The sequence below is a fragment of the Streptomyces sp. NPDC005262 genome, from assembly GCF_042872425.1.
In the GTDB taxonomy this organism is placed as follows: Bacteria; Actinomycetota; Actinomycetes; order Streptomycetales; family Streptomycetaceae; genus Streptomyces.
Map to the genome: position 1 here is coordinate 75074 of NZ_JBIAKK010000005.1, position 21120 is coordinate 96193.

16 protein-coding genes are annotated in these 21120 nt (G+C 70.2%); 8 read left to right on the forward strand and 8 right to left on the reverse strand.

The window, feature by feature from the left end:
• Positions 1-1085 (forward strand): VWA domain-containing protein (locus tag ACFYP5_RS15560; RefSeq protein WP_389035514.1); only part of this gene is annotated, 1085 nt, incomplete at its 5' end.
• Positions 1086-1430: 345 nt separating this feature from the next.
• On the forward strand, positions 1431-3035 hold the full coding sequence (metG, locus tag ACFYP5_RS15565) for a methionine--tRNA ligase (protein WP_389035517.1): 1605 nt from the start codon (positions 1431-1433) through the stop codon (positions 3033-3035).
• A 124-nt stretch (positions 3036-3159) separates the two neighbouring features.
• Here metG and ACFYP5_RS15570 read toward each other — a convergent pair whose 3' ends face one another.
• The 3 genes from ACFYP5_RS15570 to aspS form a co-directional block, all read right to left on the reverse strand.
• Entirely contained in the window at positions 3160-4005 is an 846-nt protein-coding gene (locus tag ACFYP5_RS15570; protein ID WP_389036162.1) for a hypothetical protein, read from the reverse strand.
• A 275-nt stretch (positions 4006-4280) separates the two neighbouring features.
• Positions 4281-5222, reverse strand: coding sequence for an intradiol ring-cleavage dioxygenase (locus ACFYP5_RS15575; protein WP_389035519.1), 942 nt, complete (start codon positions 5220-5222; stop codon positions 4281-4283).
• Positions 5223-5365: 143 nt separating this feature from the next.
• The gene (gene aspS, locus ACFYP5_RS15580) at positions 5366-7183 is read right to left on the reverse strand and encodes an aspartate--tRNA ligase (protein WP_389035522.1); all 1818 of its coding nucleotides are present in this window, start codon (positions 7181-7183) and stop codon (positions 5366-5368) included.
• A 173-nt stretch (positions 7184-7356) separates the two neighbouring features.
• Between aspS and ACFYP5_RS15585 the strand changes: the two genes are divergently transcribed.
• Positions 7357-9435 carry a SpoIIE family protein phosphatase gene (locus ACFYP5_RS15585; RefSeq protein ID WP_389035525.1) on the forward strand — a complete coding sequence of 693 codons (2079 nt, stop codon included), beginning with the start codon at positions 7357-7359 and terminating at the stop codon, positions 9433-9435.
• A 36-nt stretch (positions 9436-9471) separates the two neighbouring features.
• Here the strand turns inward: ACFYP5_RS15585 and ACFYP5_RS15590 are convergent, their stop codons facing one another.
• The 3 genes from ACFYP5_RS15590 to ACFYP5_RS15600 form a co-directional block, all read right to left on the reverse strand.
• Positions 9472-10623, reverse strand: coding sequence for an AI-2E family transporter (locus tag ACFYP5_RS15590; RefSeq protein ID WP_389035527.1), 1152 nt, complete (start codon positions 10621-10623; stop codon positions 9472-9474).
• Positions 10624-10710: 87 nt separating this feature from the next.
• Positions 10711-11673 carry a pirin family protein gene (locus tag ACFYP5_RS15595; protein ID WP_327125950.1) on the reverse strand — a complete coding sequence of 321 codons (963 nt, stop codon included), beginning with the start codon at positions 11671-11673 and terminating at the stop codon, positions 10711-10713.
• Positions 11674-12060: 387 nt separating this feature from the next.
• Positions 12061-12501, reverse strand: coding sequence for an SseB family protein (locus ACFYP5_RS15600; protein ID WP_030930244.1), 441 nt, complete (start codon positions 12499-12501; stop codon positions 12061-12063).
• A gap of 173 nt (positions 12502-12674) precedes the next feature.
• Between ACFYP5_RS15600 and ACFYP5_RS15605 the strand changes: the two genes are divergently transcribed.
• From ACFYP5_RS15605 to ACFYP5_RS15620, 4 genes are all read left to right on the forward strand, one after another.
• Positions 12675-14501: an acyl-CoA dehydrogenase gene (locus ACFYP5_RS15605; protein WP_030972547.1), complete on the forward strand. Its 1827-nt coding sequence runs from the start codon at positions 12675-12677 to the stop codon at positions 14499-14501.
• A 500-nt stretch (positions 14502-15001) separates the two neighbouring features.
• Positions 15002-16300, forward strand: a complete 1299-nt coding sequence (locus ACFYP5_RS15610; protein WP_389035531.1) for a M18 family aminopeptidase — start codon at positions 15002-15004, stop codon at positions 16298-16300.
• A gap of 412 nt (positions 16301-16712) precedes the next feature.
• Positions 16713-16934: a DUF6458 family protein gene (locus ACFYP5_RS15615; protein ID WP_389035534.1), complete on the forward strand. Its 222-nt coding sequence runs from the start codon at positions 16713-16715 to the stop codon at positions 16932-16934.
• Positions 16935-17033: 99 nt separating this feature from the next.
• On the forward strand, positions 17034-17168 hold the full coding sequence (locus ACFYP5_RS15620) for a hypothetical protein (protein ID WP_389035537.1): 135 nt from the start codon (positions 17034-17036) through the stop codon (positions 17166-17168).
• A gap of 84 nt (positions 17169-17252) precedes the next feature.
• Here the strand turns inward: ACFYP5_RS15620 and ACFYP5_RS15625 are convergent, their stop codons facing one another.
• Both ACFYP5_RS15625 and ACFYP5_RS15630 read right to left on the reverse strand, forming a co-directional pair.
• Complete coding sequence (locus tag ACFYP5_RS15625) at positions 17253-19070, reverse strand: thioredoxin-like domain-containing protein (RefSeq protein WP_389035540.1); 1818 nt, start codon at positions 19068-19070, stop codon at positions 17253-17255.
• Between the two features lie 192 nt (positions 19071-19262).
• Positions 19263-20063: a carbon-nitrogen family hydrolase gene (locus ACFYP5_RS15630; protein WP_389035541.1), complete on the reverse strand. Its 801-nt coding sequence runs from the start codon at positions 20061-20063 to the stop codon at positions 19263-19265.
• A gap of 183 nt (positions 20064-20246) precedes the next feature.
• Here ACFYP5_RS15630 and ACFYP5_RS15635 point away from each other — a divergent pair, with 183 nt between their 5' ends.
• The gene (locus ACFYP5_RS15635; RefSeq protein WP_389035544.1) at positions 20247-21071 is read left to right on the forward strand and encodes a maleylpyruvate isomerase family mycothiol-dependent enzyme; all 825 of its coding nucleotides are present in this window, start codon (positions 20247-20249) and stop codon (positions 21069-21071) included.
• Positions 21072-21120: the final 49 nt, after the last annotated feature.

Genomic DNA, 21120 nt, shown 5'->3' on the forward strand with positions numbered 1-21120 from the left:
CCGCACCGGCCGAGATCAAGGCCGAGGCAGAACCGGTCACCATCACCGAGCCGAAGGCCGAAACCGCACCGGCCGCCGAGGCCGAGCCCGAGGCCGCACCCGTCATCGCCGAGCCCGAGCCCGCACCGGCCGAGATCAAGGCCGAGGCAGAACCGGTCACCATCACCGAGCCGAAGGCCGAAACCGCACCGGCCGCCGAGGCCGAGCCCGAGGCCGCCCAGGTCCTGGAGCCGGCCCCCGCCGCCGAGGTCGCCACCGAGCCCGAGCCGGTCATCGTCCTCGCCACCGTCGAGCCCGTGGCGGCCGACGCCGCACCGGTCGCAGACGCCCTGCCGGCCGAGCCGGACGCCGCGCCCGCCCCCGAGGCTTCCGCATCCGCAGAGGCCACCGGGGCCTCCGCCGTCGCCCTCGCCCGGGTCGAGGCCGGCGCCCCCGCGCTCGTCGACGCCTACAAGGCGGCCCAGGCCGGGCTGAAGACGCACGGTCTGACCGGGCTTCGGGCCACCGTGTACCTGGTGCTCGACCGCTCCGGCTCGATGCGGCCGTTCTACAAGGACGGCAGCGCCCAGCACCTGGGCGACCGCACACTCGCCCTCGCCGCGCACCTCGACGAGAACGCCACCGTGCCCGTCGTCTTCTTCTCGACCGACATCGACGGCACCGGCACGGTCGGCCTCGCCGACCACGAGGGCCGGATCGACGAACTGCACGCGGGCCTCGGCCGCCTGGGCCGTACGAGCTACCACCGTGCCGTCGAGGAGGTCGTCGCGCACTACGAGAAGTCGGAGGCCACCGGACCCGCCCTGGTGATCTTCCAGACCGACGGACCGCCGGACGCCAAGCAGCCCGCCAAGCAGGCGCTCGCCGAGGCGGCACGGCTGCCGCTGTTCTTCCAGTTCGTCGCGTTCGGCGACGAGGACGCGAAGGGCTTCGACTTCCTGCGGAAGCTGGACGCCCCGAACGCCGCGTTCTTCCACGCCGGCCCCGCCCCGAGCGAGGTGCCCGACGCCACGCTCTACCAGGAGATCCTCGCCGCGCTCCCGGCCTGGCTCGCGGCCCGCGAGACCGCCGCCGACAACGGCTGACCAGGCAGGCCGACCGGCAGACGCACGGTCACGGCGAGCCCGTCCTCGAGCAGGGCTCCGCCGTGACCGTGCCGCCGGGCACCACCGCTGTCGAACGTTCGATCGAAAGACCAGCCCCGCCCCTGACCCTTCCGGCAGCGGGCGTCCCGGGACACGACGTCCCCGGACCGTCTCGAGCCGGACGCCGTGCCTCTTCCGGCGGGTGTTTCCCGCCCGGCGCAGCCCCCGTGGCGACGAGCTCCGCGAGAATCTCCGCTCCCTCCCAGGACGGCTCATGGCCGTCGGAGGGGGCGGCGGCGTTCATCGGTGTGAGTGGATCACCCACGGGCCGTTAGGATTTCGACCATGGCGGCCACTGGATCCGAGAAGCAGGGGGCGACGGCGTACTACGTCTCGACCCCCATTTACTACGTCAACGACGCTCCTCACCTGGGCCACGCCTACACGACCGTCGCAGGCGACGTGCTCACCCGCTGGCACCGCCAGCGTGGCGAGAAGGTGTGGTACCTCACCGGCACGGACGAGCACGGTCAGAAGATCATGCGCACTGCCGAGGCGAACGACGTCACTCCGCAGGAATGGTGCGACAAGCTCGTCGAGGAGGCCTGGAAGCCCCTCTGGGAGCACCTGAACATCGCGAACGACGACTTCATCCGTACCACGGAGAAGCGGCACACGGACCGTGTGCAGGAGTTCGTGCAGGACCTGTACGACAAGGGCGAGATCTACAAGGGCGGGTACGAAGGCCCGTACTGCGTGGGCTGCGAGGAGTACAAGCTCCCCGGGGACCTCATCGAGGCGGAGGACGGCACGAAGCTGTGCCCGATCCACAAGAAGCCGGTGGAGATCCTCAAGGAGGAGAACTACTTCTTCAAGCTGAGCGAGTACGGACCGAAGCTGCTGGAGTTCTACGCGAACAACCCCGGCTTCATCCAGCCCGAGTCGGCCCGCAACGAGGTCGTGAACTTCGTCAGGCAGGGCCTGCAGGACCTGTCGATCTCACGCTCGACCTTCGACTGGGGCGTCCCGGTGCCGTGGGACGAGAAGCACGTCATCTACGTGTGGGTCGACGCGCTCCTCAATTACGCGACGGCGGTCGGCTACGGAGCGAACCAGGAGAAGTTCGACGGGACGTTCCCGGCCGATGTGCACCTGGTCGGCAAGGACATCCTCCGCTTCCACGCGGTCATCTGGCCCGCGATGCTGATGGCGCAGGGCCTGCCGCTGCCCGGCAAGGTCGCGGCCAACGGCTGGCTGATGGTCGGCGGCGAGAAGATGTCGAAGTCGAACCTGACCGGCATCAAGCCGCAGGACCTGACCTCGCACTTCGGTGTGGACGCGTACCGCTGGTACTTCCTGCGCGCGATCGCGTTCGGCAGTGACGGCTCGTTCTCCTGGGAGGACTTCACCGCCCGCTACACCTCCGAGCTCGCCAACGACTACGGCAACCTCGCCTCGCGCGTCGCCGCCATGGTCGGCAAGTACTTCGGCGGGGCGCTCCCGGAGGCCACCGCCCCCGGCGAGGCCGAGAAGGCGGTCCAGGAGGGTCTCGCGAAGGCGGTCGCCACGGCCGACCGGAAGATCGGCGAGGAGCTGGACTTCCAGGCCGGCATCCTGGCGATCTTCGAGTTCGTGAAGCAGGTCAACGGCTACATCACGGAGCAGGAGCCCTGGAAGGTCGCCAAGGACGAGTCGCCCGAGGGCCGTGCCCGGCTCGCGACGATCCTGTACACGGCCGCCGAGGCGCTGCGCGGTGTCGCGGTCCTGCTGAACGCGGTGATGCCGGAGACCTCGCAGAAGCTGTGGGAGTCGCTGGGCGCCGAGGAGTCCCTGGGCGCGCTGCCCGACCAGCGTGTGCAGGACGCGGGCGGCTGGGGGCAGCTGCCCGCGGGCGCGACGGTGACGAAGGGTGCGGTGCTGTTCCCGCGCCTGGAGGAGAAGCCCGCGTAGGGCCACAGCTCGGTGCACGGAAGCCCGAACAGGGCTCGGTACGCAGATGAGGGGTCCGGACCGGTGACGGTCCGGACCCCTCTCGCGTGCGTGCATAACGGCAACTCGGATGCGTGACGTCCGGTCAGCGGGCCAGCGCCGCCCCGTCACCCATCACGATCACCGGAACCTTTGCCGGGTCGAGGATGCGCAGCAGCTCCTCCATCCGGTCCTCGGGAAGCGAGATGCAGCCCTGGGTCGGCCCGCCGTGGTCGACATGGAGCCAGATGCCGCCGCCCCGCTCCGCGCCGAGCGGACGGGTCGGGTCCAGCGGGGAAGCACCGGGGACACGGTTGTAGTCGATGGCGATGACGTAGTCGAACGACCCTGCCAGGGACTCCCCGTCGAATCCTTCGCCGCTCGCCGTGAACGCCGGGCTCTGCACGTAGGGCAGCTCGGTGCCCGGCGGTTCGAGCAGACCGCCCGCGGCCGTCAGTCCGTAGACGCCGATGGGGGTCCGGAGGTCGTTCACCCAGTGCTCGTCGGTCCAGCCGTACAGGGCGTTGTGGGCGGGCCACGGGCCGGCGGCCGGCTGCCAGCCCACCGTGGGGTCGTCGCGGGTGTAGAGGACGGCTGTGGCCTCGCTGGAGTCGGGCGCGTTTCCGGTGACGACGAGCGCTTGCCGGGACTCGGCCGGGATCGCGGACCTGGCCGTCTGCCCCAGCATCCGGATCTCGCGGGGTGCGGTCGGGGCGGCCGGCCCGCGCGCCGCAGCGGCCCCTGGGCCCGCCGCGCCGACACTGCCGGTGGGCGCATGGGCGACGGCGCTCCCAGTGGGCGCGTGAGCGCCGGCGCGCACGGTGGGCACCTGAGCGCCGGGGGTGGGTCCGGGTGCCGTACCTGCCGCAGCGCACCCGGTCAGCAGCAGCAGGAGCCCCGCACAGACCGTGTACGGGGGACGTCTGGACGCGCGAGGGCCGGGGCGGGGCACGGGTTCGGGAACAGGCACGGGGGGCTCCTAGCGGTCGACGTCGAGGACGACGGGGACAGAGATCCCCGCACCAAAGTCCCCGAGCCAGTCATTGCCGAGCCGACCGACGATTAATCAGACAAAGCGGCCATACGGCCGCATCCGATCCGGTGTGACCCGTCGTCTCGTCTCGGGCGTGTCCTGCGACGAATCCGGCCGCGCACGCATGGGAAAGGGCCCGGAACCGCGCCCTGGTGGCGATTCCGGGCCCATCCCCTCGGCGGGGGAACGGAGTCTCAGAGGTCCGTGCCGTCGTGCGTCTCGTCCGGGTCCACGCCCATCGTGATCGAACCGACGACGCCGCGCGCCATGTGGTTCTTGCGGTACGAGAGCTTCATCAGCCCGCCCGTGACACCGCTCTGGTCGTAGATGCTGTCCTCGGTGAGAGTCGTACGCGTGGTGGTGCTGGTCGAGTACGGTGCTATCTTCGCCGAGTCGAGCACCGCGGACTCCGCGAAGAAGAACTGACCGGTGTGACAGGTGCGTCCGCCCTCGTACCCGGCGTCGGTCATCTTCCCGCCGACGTGCACCTTGGTGTGGATGTGCACACAACGGCCCTGGTACCAGCCCGGGAAGATCGTCTTGAACTCCACATAGCCGTGCTTGTCGGTGAGCTGGGTGCCGCGCAGATAGCGCTCGTCGTCGGTGGGCTCCGAGTGTCCGCCACCGCCGCCACCGGGCCCGCCGGACGGGGGTGTACCCGTCGGGGCGTCGGTGGGGGTACCGGTCGGGGCGTCCGTTGGGGCCCCGCTCGGCGGAGTCCCTCCACCGCCGGGGCCACCCGAGCTCATCGACTCGTAACCGGAGTAGATGCCCAGCGCGTCGCAGTGCCAGATGTCGACGGCCGCCCGGCTCACGGGCTTGCAGGTGTCCGAGTCGATCACCTTGAGGCGGAGGGTCATCGGGATGCCCTCCTTGTCCTCGGTGATGTCCTTCCGGATCTTGTCGGCGTCGATGTAGTACGGGCCCTCGGTGGTCTCCGAGGTCAGCCGGTAGCACGCCTCGGCCTGCCCGGCGGCGGACTTCTTCCCACTGCCGCTGCTCGTGACCTCGTCGGCCGAGGCACCGGCGACCACACCCGCCCCGATCCCGGCGGCCACGATCGCCGCACCGCCGGCAAACACCATCCGGCGACGCGTCATGTCTTTCTTGTGTGCGGGTCCTTGAGTCTCTGTCATGCGAAGTGAGGCTAGGCAGGGGAGCTGGCAGGGGCGTGTGTGTCAGCTGTGCGTTGCTGTGGAGGGCGGCCACGACGCGGAACAGCCCCTGGCCGGACGGCCAGGGGCTGTTTCACGTGGAACAGAAGCGGAACGGCTGACGCTTACTTCGCGCCCGTGTCCCTCGCTACCGAGTCCTTGGCCTCGGCCTTCTCCTTCGCCGTCGCGGCGGGCTTGCGGAGCTGGATGTTCAGCTCGCGCAGCCGCGCCTCGTCCAGCACGGTCGGCGCGCCCATCATCAGGTCCTGCGCGTTGCCGTTGAGCGGGAAGGCGATCGTCTCGCGGATGTTCGGCTCGTCGGCCAGCAGCATCACGATGCGGTCGACACCGGGGGCGATGCCACCGTGCGGCGGGGCGCCGAGACGGAACGCGCGGAGCATGCCCGCGAACTCGTGCTCGACGGTCTCACGGTCGTAACCGGCGATCTCGAACGCCTTGAGCATCAGCTCGGGCTCGTGGTTACGGATGGCGCCGGAGGACAGCTCGATGCCGTTGCAGACGATGTCGTACTGCCAGGCAAGGATGTCCAGCGGGTCCTTCGTCTCCAGGTCCTCCAGGCCGCCCTGAGGCATGGAGAACGGGTTGTGCGAGAAGTCGATCTTGCCGGTCTCCTCGTCCTTCTCGTACATCGGGAAGTCGACGACCCAGCAGAACCGGAAGACGCCCTCCTCGAAGTGACCGGAGCGCTTGGCGGCCTCGACCCGGACGGCCGACATGATCTTGGAGACCTCGTCGAACTCGCCGGCGCCGAAGAAGACGGCGTGGCCCGGGACGAGCGACAGGCGCTCGGTGAGGGTCTTGATGTCCGTCTCGGTGAGGAACTTGGCGATCGGACCGGCGAGGGTGCCGTCCTCGCCGACGCGGACCCAGGCGAGGCCCTTGGCGCCGTGCTCGACGGCGTACTCACCGAGGCCGTCGAAGAACTTACGGGACTGGCCCGCGGTGTCCGGCACCGGAAGGGCGCGGACGTGCTTGCCGGCGAACGCCTTGAACTCCGAGCCGGCGAAGACGTCGGAGATGTCGACGAGCTCCAGCTTGGCGCGCAGGTCGGGCTTGTCGTTGCCGTACTTCAGCATCGACTCGCGGAACGGGATCCGCGGGAACGGCGACGTGACGTGGCGGCCGTTGCCGAACTCCTCGAAGAGCTCGGTCATCAGCTTCTCGATCGGCTGGAAGACGTCCTCCTGCTCGACGAACGACATCTCGACGTCGAGCTGGTAGAACTCGCCGGGCGAGCGGTCGGCGCGGGCGTCCTCGTCGCGGAAGCACGGCGCGATCTGGAAATAGCGGTCGAAGCCCGAGATCATCAGCAGCTGCTTGAACTGCTGCGGGGCCTGCGGCAGCGCGTAGAACTTGCCGGGGTTCAGCCGGGACGGGACCACGAAGTCACGGGCGCCCTCAGGGGAGGTCGCGGTGAGGATCGGCGTCGCCATCTCGTTGAAGCCGAGAGCCACCATCTTCGAGCGGATCGAGGCGATGACGGCGGAGCGCAGCATGATGTTGCGGTGCATGCGCTCACGGCGCAGGTCGAGGAAGCGGTACTCCAGACGCCGCTCCTCGTTGACCCCGTCGTCGGTGTTGATCGTGAAGGGCAGCGGGGCGGCCTCGCCCAGCACCTCGACCTCGGTGACCTCGATCTCGATCTCGCCGGTCGGGAGGTCCGGGTTCACGTTGTCGGCGCCACGTGCGGAGACCTTGCCGTCGATCCGGACGACGGTCTCCTTGGTGAGCTTCGACAGGGCTTCGTTGCCGGGTGTGCCGGGGCGGGCGACGAGCTGCACGAGACCGTAGTGGTCGCGCAGATCGATGAAGAGGATGCCGCCCAGGTCTCGACGATTGTGCAGCCAGCCGCTCAGCCGGACGTCGGTGCCGACGTCAGAGGCGCGGAGCTCGCCGCAGGTGTGGGACCTGTACCGATGCATCGTCGTTCATCCAGTCTTCGCGGTTGGGGTGGATTCAGCCTCACCAGGCTACCGCCCGAGCCCCCACGACTTCATTGTCATCGTCATCTCAAGATCATCCGGCGAGGTCAGGACCACCCGCCGACGGCCGCTTTCGGTGGCGTCGGCCGAGCACATCTTCATAAAGTGGGGCAATGCGCACCGAGGATGTCCTGGCCGCGACGGCGACCGGCCTGTGGCGCTGGGACCACGGAGCCGGTTCAGTCACGCTCGATGCGGAGGCGGCCCGGCTGCTCGAGCTCCCGGCCGAGGCCGGCGTCTTCCGCGAGGCCGCGGTGCGCGCGCGTTTCCACCCGGTCGACTGGAACGAGATCTACGGGGTGGTGAACCTGGCACTCGCCGAGGGCACCCTGGCCGAGGCGCGGCTGCGGATCGTGGACGGGGACGGCCGGGTGCTGCGTACCGTACGCAGCCGCTCCAAACCGCTGCCGGTCGCATCGGCCGGCAGCGAGAGCTACGTACTGGTCGGCACCCTCCAGGAGGTCGCCGAACCGCAGCCGGGCACCACCGGGGCGCACACCCCCATCACCGGGGACTGGCGCCGGTCCCGCGAGGCGTTCCTGCTGGACGCGGGGCGGGCACTGGCCGAGGCCCGCTCCACGGCGGAGGTGCTGCGGGTCGCGGCCTCACTCTCCATGCCCGGGTTCTCACCCGACGGGCTCGCCGTCTTCGGTGTCGCGGGCGAACGGCTGACCATCATCGGCCACCACGGGCACAACGCGGGCGACGAGGACCCGTTCAACGACATGCCTCTGGAGACCGACTACCCGGCCGCCCAGGTCGTGCGGACCGGGCGGGCGATCTATCTCCCCTCGCCCGAGGAGTACCACCGCCGCTTCCCGGCCACCTGGCCGCTGGCCAGCCGTTTCGGGCGCCGCTCCTGGGCCTTCCTGCCGCTGATCGTGTCGGGCCGCACGATGGGTGCCTGGATGGCCGGGTTCCGGCACCCGGTGTCGTTCTCGCCGGACGAGCGTTCGGTACTGACGACGGTGGCCCGGATGCTCGCCCAGGCCCTGGCGCGGGCCGGGGAGGCCGAGACCGAGCGGGAGCTGTCGCAGGGGCTCCAGCGGTCGATGATGCCGACGCTGGGCCCCGAGATCCCCGGCATGACGGTCGCCGCCCGGTATGTACCGACCGGTGGCGGGCTCCAGGTGGGCGGCGACTGGTACGACATGATCCCGCTCCCCAACGGCCGTATCGCCCTCGTCATCGGCGACGTCCAGGGCCATGACGTGCGGGCGGCCGGGCTGATGGGCCAGTTGCGGATCGCCCTGCGCGCGTACGCCTCCGAGGGGCACCGCCCGGACGCGGTGCTCTCCCGTGCCTCCCGGTTCCTCTCCGGGCTCACGGACGCGTACGACGACGGGGAGGAGACCGGTCCGCGGTTCGCGACGTGTCTGTACGCGGAGGTGGACCCGGAGACCGGCACGCTCGACATCGCCCGGGCCGGCCACCCCGACCCGGTGGTGATCAGCAGCGACGGGACCGCGGTGATCCGGCAGACCGGCGGCGGGCTGCCGCTCGGTGTCGAGACCGACGCCGACTACCCGACGACCCAGCTCGTTCTGGAGACCGGCGAAACCATCATGTTGTGCACGGACGGACTGATCGAGACCGGCGGCCACGACATGGCCACCGGCTGGGACCGGCTCCGACCGGTCCTGGAGCAGCAGATCGGTGACCTGGAGAAGCTCGCCGACGAGCTGGTGCAGGCCGTGCACGGGCCGACGTCGCACTACACGACGGGCCCGCTGGCCGACCGCCGCGAGGACGACGTCGCGGTGCTCGTGCTGCGTCGCGAGGCGGGCACCGTGCCGCGGACCGCGCCGCGCCGCACCGCGTTGACCATCGCCCAGGCCGAACCCGAGCGGATCTCGGCCGCCCGGCAGCAGCTGCGCGAGCTGCTGCACGACTGGGAGGACCCGGAACGGATCGACGCGGCCGTGCTGATGGTCTCCGAGATGACCACGAACGTCCTCGTCCACACGGACGGCGACGCGCTGATGGTCGCCGAGGCCACCGGGGAGCGGGGCGAACGGCGGCTGCGGGTGGAGGTGGCGGACAGCAGCGACGAACTGCCGCACAGGCGCCGGCCGGGGGAGATGGCTTCCAGCGGGCGGGGCCTGGTGCTGATGGAGGTGCTGGCCGATGCGTGGGGGGTGGATCCGCGGGGGGCGGGGAAGTCGATCTGGTTCGAGCTGCACGAGTCGTAGGGGCTGGCCCGGGCGCGTCCGGTGGCCGCTGCGCCCTCAGTCGCCGGGCGGGTTCGTTGGGCCGGGCGTGTTCGTTGGGCCGGGCGGTGGTGTGTCCGGCGGTGTCGGCGGGTCGGGCGTGGCGGAGGGGGGCGGTGCGTCCGGGTCGGGGTTGTAGCCCTTGCGGAGTTCGCCGAGGACACCGAAGGCGGCCGCGCACGCCGGTACCGCCAGCAGCATCCCCAGCAGGCCCGCCACACTCGCCCCCGCGGTCAGCGCGATCATGATCATGGCCGGGTGCATCTGGACCGTACGGCTCTGGATCACCGGCTGCAGCACGTGCCCCTCCAGCACCTGGACCGCGAGCACCACTCCGAGCACCCAGAGCGCGATCACCACGCCCCGGTCCGCGAGCGCGACCAGGACGGCGACAGCGCCGGAGAGGAACGCGCCGAGGTACGGGATGTACGCGCCGACGAAGACCAGCGCCCCGAGTCCCACCGCGCCCGGCACCCGCAGGATCAGCAGGCCGACCGTGATGCAGACGGCATCGATCAGCGCGATGAACGTGGTGCCGCGCATGAAGCCCTCGACGGCCTCGAAGGCCCGTCGCCCCATCGCCTCGACCAGCTCACCGGTGCCACGCGGGGCGATGGCGTGGGCGAGGTCCACGGCCCGGTGGGAGTCGCGCAGGAAGAAGAAGGTCAGCAGCAGGGCGAGGACGCCGGTCGCGACCAGTGAGACGACCAGGCTGATGCCGGTGAGCAGCCCGCCCGCGGCGCTTGCGCCGAACTTCTCGACGAGCTTCTGCGCGTTGGCGGCGAGGTCGTCCACATTGATGTCGCGCGCGAACCCGAAGTGGTCGATGACCCACTGCCCGGCGTCCTTCAGCGACCGGACGATCTGGCTGCCGGTGTCGATGAGCGCGGTGACGACGATGTACCCGGCGCCGCCGCCCACCGCGACGAGCAGCGCGCAGGTGAGCCCGGCGGCCACCGACCGGTTCACCCGATGGTCGGCCAGCCACCGGTGGACCGGACCGAGCAACGCCGTACCGAGCAGGGCGAGCAGGACGGGTGTGACCGCGGTCTTGAGGACGACGCACAACCAGATCGCGACCGCGGCGACACCGGTGACCAGCAGAAGTACGGCGCACCAGGCCGCTGTCCGCCGCGCCGCGTCGGGCAGGAGGGGCTTTTGGGTATGCACCCTCCCACCCGATCACGGTGCGGCGGTCATGTCCCGCCTGCACGGCCGTACGGGTGACGGACCGTCAGCGACGTCCCTGTCGCAGGGTCACTCACCCATGCCGTGGACCGCGGGCACGGTGCCGAGACGGCCGGCCTGGAAGTCCTCGAACGCCTGCTTCAGTTCGGCCTGGCTGTTCATGACGAACGGCCCGTAGTGCGCCATCGGCTCCCGGATCGGACGGCCGCCGAGCAGCACGACCTCCAGGTCCGGGGTGTTGCCGTCCTGCTTCTCGTCCGCGCGGACGGTCAGCGAGGATCCGGCGCCGAAGACCGCGGTCTGCCCCATGTGGACGGGGCGGCGCTCCTCGCCGACCGTGCCGCGGCCGGCCATCACGTACGCGAGTCCGTTGAAGTCCTCACGCCACGGCAGGGTCACCTCGGCGCCGGGGCGCACGGTGGCGTGGACCATGGTGATCGGGGTGTGGGTGACGCCCGGGCCCTCGTGACCGTCGAGCTCACCGGCGATGACGCGGAGCAGCGCGCCGCCGTCCGGGGAGGCGAGGAGCTGGACCTGACCGCCGCGGATGTCCTGGTAGCGGGGGGCCATCATCTTGTCGGCCTTGGGCAGGTTCACCCAGAGCTGGAGGCCGTGGAAGAGGCCGCCCGACATGACGAGGGACTCCGGCGGGGCCTCGATGTGGAGGAGGCCGGATCCGGCCGTCATCCACTGGGTGTCACCGTTGCGGATGGTGCCGCCGCCACCGTTGCTGTCCTGGTGGATGAAGGTGCCGTCGATGATGTACGTGACGGTCTCGAAGCCGCGGTGGGGGTGCCAGGGAGTGCCCTTGGGCTCGCCCGGCGCGTACTCCACCTCGCCCATCTGGTCCATCATGATGAACGGGTCGAGGTGCTTGTAGTTGATCCCGGCGAACGCGCGGCGAACGGGGAAGCCTTCGCCCTCGAATCCGCTCGGCGCCGTGGTGACGGCGAGCACGGGACGGGCCGTGGCGTCGCCTGAGGCGGCGACCTTGGGCAGGGTCAGTGGGTTTTCGACGGTCACTGCGGGCATGGGAGCCACCTCCGGGATTGTTCTGGCTTCAATTTAGTTGAACAGTGAACATCTTGCAAGGGGCATCGCATTCCCGGCCCGTCGCACGCAGCAGGAGGGGCCCGTACCTGAGTGGTACGGGCCCCTCCTGGCGTCCGGAAGACCGGCGGTCAGCCGCCTGCGGGCGACGACGTCCAGGGTCTTTCGTCTGGATCGGGCTGGATCAGGGAGCCGCCCGCCGCGGAGCGGCTGACGTCACGGTGGCGCGTGCAGCCGCAAGGCGGAGGAAGGAGCCCACGCGAAGCGAATGGGGTCTCCCCCGAGCGGAGCCGAGAGCTCGGGGAAGACCGACAACGCGGCAGATGCGCATGCCGGGCCCCGCGAGCCCAGCATGATCCACACGAGGCCCTAGCCGTACATGCGGCGCATCGCGAAGTCGACCATCTGCTCCACGGCCTTGGCGTCGAAGACCATGCGGTGCTCGCCCTCCATGTCGAGGACGAAGCCGTAGCCGGTGGGCAGCAGATCGATCACCTCGGCGCCGGTGATCACGAAGTACTTGGACTCCTTGCCTGCGTACAGCCGCAGTTCCTTGAGCGTGGTGAACATGGGGATCACCGGCTGCTGGGTGTTGTGCAGGGCGAGGAAGCCGGGGTTGTCGCCGCGCGGGCAGTAGACCTTCGAGGTCGCGAAGATCTGCTGGAAGTCCTCGGCGGACAGGGATCCGGTGGTGAAGGCCCGTACCGCGTCGCCGAGGGACGGCGGCGAGGGCTCGGGATACAGCGGCTGCTCGCCGTAGCCGCCACCCATCTGCTGCTGTGCGCCCTGGTTCTGGTCGTAGCCGTACATACCCCAAAGAGTAATGGGACACATCCACCCCTCGAGGGGTTGCGTCTTATTACTGACGGGTAGCATCATCGGGGAGGTCAGCTGATATGCCTACCGCCAGCTCGTCGCCCGCCCGGCCCTCACCCCTTGACCGGGGCGCTGTGCGCCACTGCTATTGATTACGGAGCCTTCCCATGGGGCACTACAAGTCGAATCTCCGCGACATCGAGTTCAACCTCTTCGAGGTCCTCGGGCGCGACAAGCTGTACGGCACCGGCCCGTTCGCCGAGATGGACGTCGAGACGGCGAAGAGCATCCTCGACGAGGTCGCCCGCCTCGCGGAGAACGAGCTGGCCGACTCCTTCGCCGACGCCGACCGCAACCCGCCGGTCTTCGACCCGGAGACCAACACGGCGCCGGTCCCGGAGACCTTCAAGAAGTCGTACCAGGCGTTCATGGACTCCGAGTACTGGCGCCTGGGCCTGCCCGAGGAGATCGGCGGCACGACCTCCCCGCGCTCCCTGATCTGGTCCTACGCGGAGCTGCTGCTCGGCTCGAACCCGGCCATCTGGATGTACTCCTCGGGCCCGGCGTTCGCCGGCATCCTCTTCGACGAGGGCAACGAGGCGCAGAAGAAGATCGCCGAGATCGCCGTCGAGAAGCAGTGGGGCTCGACGATGGTGCTGACCGAGCCGGACGCCGGCTCGGACGTCGGCGCGGGCCGCACGAAGGCCGTCGAGCAGGAGGACGGCTCCTGGCACATCGAGGGTGTGAAGCGCTTCATCACCTCGGGCGAGCACGACATGTCCGAGAACATCATTCACTACGTGCTGGCCCGCCCCGAGGGCGCTGGTCCGGGCACGAAGGGTCTGTCGCTCTTCATGGTCCCGAAGTTCCACTTCGACTGGACCACCGGCGAACTGGGCGAGCGCAACGGCGTGTACGCGACGAACGTCGAGCACAAGATGGGCCTCAAGGCGTCCAACACGTGCGAGATGACGTTCGGCGACCAGCACCCCGCCAAGGGATGGCTGATCGGCGACAAGCACGACGGCATCCGCCAGATGTTCCGCATCATCGAGTTCGCCCGGATGATGGTCGGCACGAAGGCCATCGCCACCCTCTCGACGGGGTACCTGAACGCGCTGGAGTACGCCAAGGAGCGGGTCCAGGGCACCGACCTGGCGAACTTCATGGACAAGACCGCGCCCAAGGTCACCATCACGCACCACCCCGACGTGCGCCGCTCGCTGATGACGCAGAAGGCGTACGCGGAGGGCATGCGCTCCCTCGTGCTGTACACCGCCTCCGTCCAGGACGCGATCCAGGAGAAGGAGGCCGCCGGCGAGGACGCGAAGGCGCTGCACGGCCTCAACGACCTGCTGCTCCCGATCGTCAAGGGCTACGGCTCCGAGAAGTCGTACGAGCAGCTGGCGCAGTCGCTCCAGACGTTCGGCGGCTCCGGGTACCTCCAGGAGTACCCGATCGAGCAGTACATCCGGGACGCCAAGATCGACACCCTCTACGAGGGCACCACGGCCATCCAGGGCCAGGACTTCTTCTTCCGGAAGATCGTCCGCGACCAGGGTGCCTCGCTGAACGCGCTGTCCGAGGAGATCAAGAAGTTCCTCGCCGGCGCCCAGGGCAACGAGGAGCTGTCCGGTGCGCTGGACTCGCTCGCCAAGGCGGCCGTCGACCTGGAGGCGATCGTCGGCACGATGATCACCGACCTCACCGCGACCGGTGAGGACGTCAAGAACATCTACAAGGTCGGCCTGAACACCACCCGTCTGCTGCTGGCCTCCGGCGACGTCGTCGTCGGCTACCTGCTGCTGAAGGGCGCGGCCGTGGCGGCCGAGAAGCTGCCGACCGCCTCCGCGAAGGACGTCGCCTTCTACCAGGGCAAGATCGCCGCGGCGAAGTTCTTCGCGGCCAACGTCCTGCCGGGCGTCTCGGCCGAGCGCGCGCTGGCCGAGGCGGTCGACGGTTCGCTGATGGAGCTGGACGAGGCCGCGTTCTAGCCTTCGGCCCACAGCGTCGGCCAACGAGGCGCCGCCACCCGAATTCTTTCGGGTGGCGGCGCTGTCGTATCGGCTGGGGACGCTGAGTGCACGGCCGAGAATCCCGCCCATGGGAGGAACCATGACCGCCGAGGCACTGCCCGACTCGTCGCAGCCGCGGCGCGACGGTTCTCCGTGGCCGGTCCCGCCGGAGAACGGCTACACCGTGGACGACTACTTCACGCTCGACCTCCCGCCGCACACGGAGCTGATCGACGGGAGCCCGGTGTTCGTGAGTCGGCAGCGCAAGTTCCACACGCCGGCGATGTATCTGCTGGAGCAGGGGCTGCGTCAGCAGGACGTACATCTCCACCGGCGTCCACCACGACCGGCTCAAGCTCTCCGCCCCGTACGACATCGACATCGACCTGACAGCGATCGACGAGCTGTGGACCCCGGCCCACAGGCCGGGGTGGCGGTACGCGGATTCTTCCCGGCCCATCGTCGTTACAGTGAAGAACATGAGTTCTCCCCTCCGCTTCGACCGCGGTCACACCGACGACCTGATGGCCTTCCTGATGGCCAGCCCCTCCCCGTACCACGCCGTGGCCACCGCCGCGGCGCGGCTGGAGAAGGCCGGCTTCCGGCGGGTCGAGGAGACCGCGGCCTGGGACGCGTCCACCGGTGGGAAGTACGTGCTGCGCGGCGGGGCGATCGTCGCCTGGTACGTGCCGGAGGGCGCCGGGGCGCACACCCCGTTCCGGATCGCCGGGGCGCACACCGACTCGCCGAATCTGCGGGTGAAGCCGCTCCCCGACACCGGGTCGTACGGCTGGCGGCAGATCGCCGTCGAGGTGTACGGCGGCACCCTGCTCAACACCTGGCTGGACCGGGACCTCGGTCTGGCGGGCCGGATCAGCCTGCGCGACGGTACGCACCGGCTGGTCAACATCGACCGGCCGCTGCTTCGCGTGCCTCAGCTGGCCGTGCATCTGGACCGGTCGGCCAACACCGACGGTCTCAAGCTCGACCGGCAGAAGCACATGCAGCCGATCTGGGGGCTCGGTGACGTCGAGGAGGGCGACCTGATCCGGTTCGTCGCCGAGGAGGCGGGCGTCGACGCCGAGGACGTGACCGGCTGGGACCTGATGCCGCACGCCGTGGAGCCGCCGGCCTACCTGGGCCGGGACCGCGAACTGCTGGCCGGGCCGCGGATGGACAACCTGCTCTCCGTGCACGCCGCGACGGCCGCGCTCGCCGCCGTCGCCGGACAGCCGGACGACGAGATTCCGTACATCCCGGTGCTGGCCGCGTTCGACCACGAGGAGAACGGTTCGCAGTCGGACACCGGCGCGGACGGACCGCTGCTCGGCACGGTGCTGGAGCGCTCCGTCTTCGCCCGTGGCGGCACGTACGAGGACCGCGCCCGGGCCTTCGCGGGGACCGTCTGTCTCTCCTCCGACACCGGTCACGCGATCCACCCCAACTACGGCGAGCGCCACGACCCGACACACCACCCGGTGGCGAACGGCGGGCCGATCCTCAAGGTCAACGTCAACATGCGGTACGCGACGGACGGCAGCGGCCGGGCCGTGTTCGCGGCAGCGTGCGAGAAGGCGGGCGTGCCGTGGCAGACGTTCGTCTCCAACAACTCGATGCCCTGCGGCACGACGATCGGCCCGATCACCGCGGCCCGGCACGGCATCCAGACCGTGGACATCGGCGTCGCGATCCTGTCGATGCACAGTGCGCGTGAGCTGTGCGGCGCGGACGACCCGTATCTGCTGGCGAACGCGCTGGCGGCGTTCCTGGCGGGCTGATCCGCCTTCCGCACATGGTTGTTGCCGGGCCGGCCCTCCGCCGGGGCCGGCCCATGCACCGGCGGCCGGCCGGTCACCGCGCCGGGTGCGCCGGGCACCCTGGCCGGACCGGTCGGCACCGGTACGACCGCCGTGGTGACCGTGACGGTGGTCCGCGACTGGACGCCGGCGACGGTGCACACCGCGGCGGTCGCCGCGCCGGCGATCGGGCCGCTCACCGGGACCGGCCGGCGTCCACCCGGTCTGGCGGCCCGCCCGCATCCGGCCGGTGGAGGCCCTCCGGCGCTGAGGGCAGGTGGATGTGCCGATGGCGTTCGCGGGCCGATCCGCCTTCCAGACATGGTTGTTGCGGGGCCGGGTACGCGATCCGTACACGGTCCGGAACCTCCGGGCCGCCGAGGAGGCGTGACCCATGGGACTCGGAGGATTTATCATCCTCATCGCCGTCGGGGCGATACTCACCTTCGCCACCGACTGGCAGATGGACACCGTCAACGTCGACCTGGTCGGCTGGATCATGATGATCGTCGGCATCATCGGAGTCTTCGTCTACGCGAGCATCGCGCGGCGCCGCCGGATGGTCGTACCGCCCACCACCACGGTCGTGTCCGAGGACGAGCGTCACGGAATCTGAACCGACTTCCGGCCGCTTTGCTGCTGCGGCGCAGCTCACAGCGGTTCGGCGGGACCCCCGGGCAGTGGTCTCAGTTCTCTGTCCGGGGGAGGAGTGACAGTGGAGTTCCACCTGACCGGTGCGATGTCCGCAGCCACCGGATCCGAGGATCTGCCACTCGGTCCCGCCGAGCGCCGCGGTCTGCTCGCCGCACTCCTACTGCACCCCGACGCCCCGCCCCCAGGAGCCACTTGATGAACCCCTGGGGAAGGACGAAGCACCGGCCCGCGAAGTGGGCGACGGGCTACCGGACGCCCGAGCTCCGGGCCCGTCAGCCGGTCAGGCCTGCTCGTCCATGCCGGCGAGCACAAGCGGCAGCCGCTGCGTCCCCTGCGCACTCACACGGACGGGCACGCCCCAGTCCTGCTGGTGGACGTGGCAGGCCGGGTACTCGTTCGCCGGGTCGTCGTCACAGGACGCCGCCATCGCGGACACATGCAGAACGCCTTCGGTGACGCCGTCGGCCAGGACGAGGTCGCGGAAGAGATCGGTGCCGGGGCCGGCGCCCTTCGCCAGCAGCTCGGGCGGGGTCGACGAGACCAGCAGCCGGGTCGAGGGACCGTACCGGGTGTCCAGCTTCTGACCGGCGGGCGCCTGGAAGACCACGTCCAGCCGGAGCGTGCCGGGGGCGATCTCGGTGGCCGCGCGCTGGGTGCGGTGCGCCTGGTCGGCGACGCGTACGGCCTCCTCGGGCAGCCGCAGCCGGGTCAGCCGGTGCCGGGCGGACTCGACGACGACGAGATCGCCGTCGACCACCACGGCATCGCTCGGCTCGCGCAGATCCGTGGCCAGCGTGGTGACCTCGCGAGTGGCGGGGTCGTAACGGCGCAGAGCGTGGTTGTACGTGTCGCTGACGGCGACGGACCCGTCGGGCAGCGCCGTCACGCCCAGCGGGTGCTGAAATAGCGCCTGGTCGGCGGCGCCGTCGCGGTGACCGAAGTCGAAGAGGCCGGTGCCGACGGCCGTGTGCACGGTCCCGTCCCGGTCCACGTACCGCAGCGCGGACGTCTCCGAGTCGGCGACCCAGAGCCGTTCGCCGTCGGCCGAGGCGGCAAGCCCGGACGGCTGGGCGAACCAGGCCTCGTCGGCCGGACCGTCGACCAGTCCTTCGTTGGTCGTGCCAGCGGCGACCTGCACGGTTCCGGACTCGGGGTCGTACGACCACAGCTGGTGGACGCCTGCCATGGCGATCCACAGCCGGTCGGCGAACCAGGCGACGTCCCACGGGGAGGAGAGGTCGACCTCTTGGGCCGGACCGGACGTCGGGGAGCCCTGCCACCACTGGTGGCCGGTGCCCGCGAGGGTCGTCGTCACCCCGGTCGTGACGTCGAGGGCGCGGATGGCGTGGTTGACGGTGTCGGCGACGGCGATCCGGCCGTCGGGCAGCACGGCGAGCCCCTGCGGCTCACTGAACCGGACCTCGTCGGGCGCGCCGTCCGCGAGCCCCCGCTCCCCGGTGCCGAAGTGACGGCGGACCGTCTCACCGTCCCGTTCGATCTCGACGAGGCGGTGGCGGGTGGTGTCGGAGACGAGGAAGCCGCCGTCCGGCAGCAGCAGGGCCTTGCCGGGGAAGCGCAGATGCGTGGCGACGGGCTCGGGCGCCACGTACGGGCCGTCGCCACGGCGCAGCGTGCCCTTCGCGGCGTGCTCGGCCTCCAGCTCCTCGACGAGCTTCTCGATGGCGTGCGCATGGCCCTCGCCGGCGTGCTGGGCGACGACATAGCCCTCGGGGTCGATGACGACCAGTGTCGGCCAGGCGCGGACGGCGTACTGCTTCCAGGTGGCGAGTTCGGGGTCGTCGAGGACGGGGTGGTGGACCTCGTACCGCTCGACGGCGTCGACGACGGCCTGGTGCTCGGCCTCGTGGACGAACTTCGGCGAATGCACGCCGATGATCACCACGGTGTCGCGGTGCTTCTCCTCCAGCTCACGCAGCTCATCGAGGACATGCAGACAGTTCACACAGCAGAACGTCCAAAAATCCAGAATAACGATGCGTCCCCGCAGGTCAGCGAGGGTGTATTGCTGGTCGCCGGTATTGAGCCAGCCACCCTTGCCGACCAGCTCGGGGGCCCTGACGCGCGCACGTGTTGCCATGTGAACAGTCAACATCACCGGAGTGCGTGCGCATTCCGGAGGGTCTCGGGCATGGAGGTCTCACACGTCCCGGGGAGTCCCACCGGGGCGTTTCACGTGAAACCGGGCTCCGCCCGACGCCGGGGCGGGCCCGGTCCGACGGATGCATCAGCGGATACCCGACGGTGGTGCGAGTCCGGTCCGACCGATGCGTCAGCGGCTGCTCGACGGCGGGGCAAGACCCAGCCGTCGGTCCTTGAGCGCCGGGAACTGCTCACGCGTGGCGGCCACCCTGGCCGGGTCGAACTCCACGGTGAGCACCTCCTCGTCCGCGCCCGCCTCGGCGAGCACCTCGCCCCACGGGTCGACGGCGATGCTGTGCCCGGCCTGCTCGACCCCGGCGTGGGTGCCGGCGGTGCCGACGGCCAGGACGTACGCCTGGTTCTCGACGGCGCGCGCCTGGGCCAGCAGCGTCCAATGGGCGCGGCGCCGCTCCGGCCAGCCCGCCGGGATGACGAGCGTCTGCGCGCCCGCGTCGACGAGGCCGCGGAACAGTTCGGGGAAGCGCAGGTCGTAGCAGGTGGCGAGGCCGAGCGTGGTCTGCGGCAGGGCGACCGTCACGAGTTCCTCGCCGGCGCCCATCATCACCGCCTCGCCCTTGTCGAAGCCGAAGCGGTGGATCTTGCGGTAGGCGGCTGCCCGCTCGCCCTCCGGGGTGAAGACCAGCGAGGTGTTGTAGAGCGCGCCGTCGTCGGCACGCTCCACGAAGGAGCCGGCGTGCAGCCAGACCCCGGCGTCGGCCGCGGCCTTCGCCATCAGGTCGTGGGTGGGCCCGCGCAGCGGTTCGGCCTCGTCGGCGAAAGCGGTGTACGCGAACGCGCCGACCGGCCAGAGTTCGGGGAGGACCACCAGATCGGCGCCACGCTGGTCCGCGACCAGCGACGCCACGCGATCCCTGCGGGAATTGACGGATTCGTCCGGGTCTACTGCGATCTGGATGAGGGAGGCGCGCACACTACCACCGTCCTGGCATTCGAGCCGTCAACACGGGCCTACGATCGTCACACGAAAGCACTGCCGGGGTGCCTGCTCGCAGCGTAACTTAGCGACCGAACCTCCCACGCAGCCCGCAGCCGCCGCCCGCCGACCGCGCCCAGCAGCCCAGCCCATGCACCGCAGAACCGCACGAGGGGTCCCGTGACCGTCCATCCCAGCCTCCAGACCTACGCCGATGCCTGGACCCACTCCGTCGAGTCGATAGCCGAGCTGGTGAAGCCGCTCGCCGAGGGGGAGTGGAACCGCCGTACGCCGTGCCCCGGTTGGTCGGTGCGCGACATCGTCTCGCACGTCATCGGCATGGAGTGCGAGCAGCTAGGCGATCCGCGGCCGATCCACACGCTGCCGCGCGATCTCTACCACGTACAGAGCGACTTCACCCGCTACATGGAGATGCAGGTCGATGTGCGGCGTCACCACACCGCACCCGAGATGACCTCCGAGCTGGAGTACACGATCATCCGCCGCTCCCGTCAGCTGCGGAACGAGTCGCGTGACCCGGAGACCATGACCCGCGCGCCGCTCGGCGCCGAGCAGACGCTGGAACTGGCGCTGCGGATGCGGGCCTTCGACGTCTGGGTGCACGAGCAGGATCTGCGGACGACGCTGGGTGCGCCCGGCAACCTGGACTCCCCCGGAGCCGCCATCGCCAGGGACACGCTGCTCGCCGCGCTGCCGAAGGTGGTCGCCAAGGACGCGGGCGCGCCGCCCAATTCGGCAGTCGTGCTCGATGTGCACGGGCCGGTGGAGTTCCTGCGCACGGTCAGGGTCGACGCGGACGGCCGGGGTTCGGTGGACGGTTCGCCTTCGCTGGGGCCCGCGGTGACGCTGTCGATGGACTGGGAGACCTACGTCCGGCTGGCCTGCGGCCGTGTTCGCCCGGCGGCGGTCGCGGACCGGATCAAGGTCGAGGGCGACCAGGAGCTGGCGACGGCGATCCTGCAGAACTTCGCCGTGACGCCGTAACAGCACGGTCGGCGGCGCCCGTCTTTCGTGAAATGAAGAGACGGGCGCG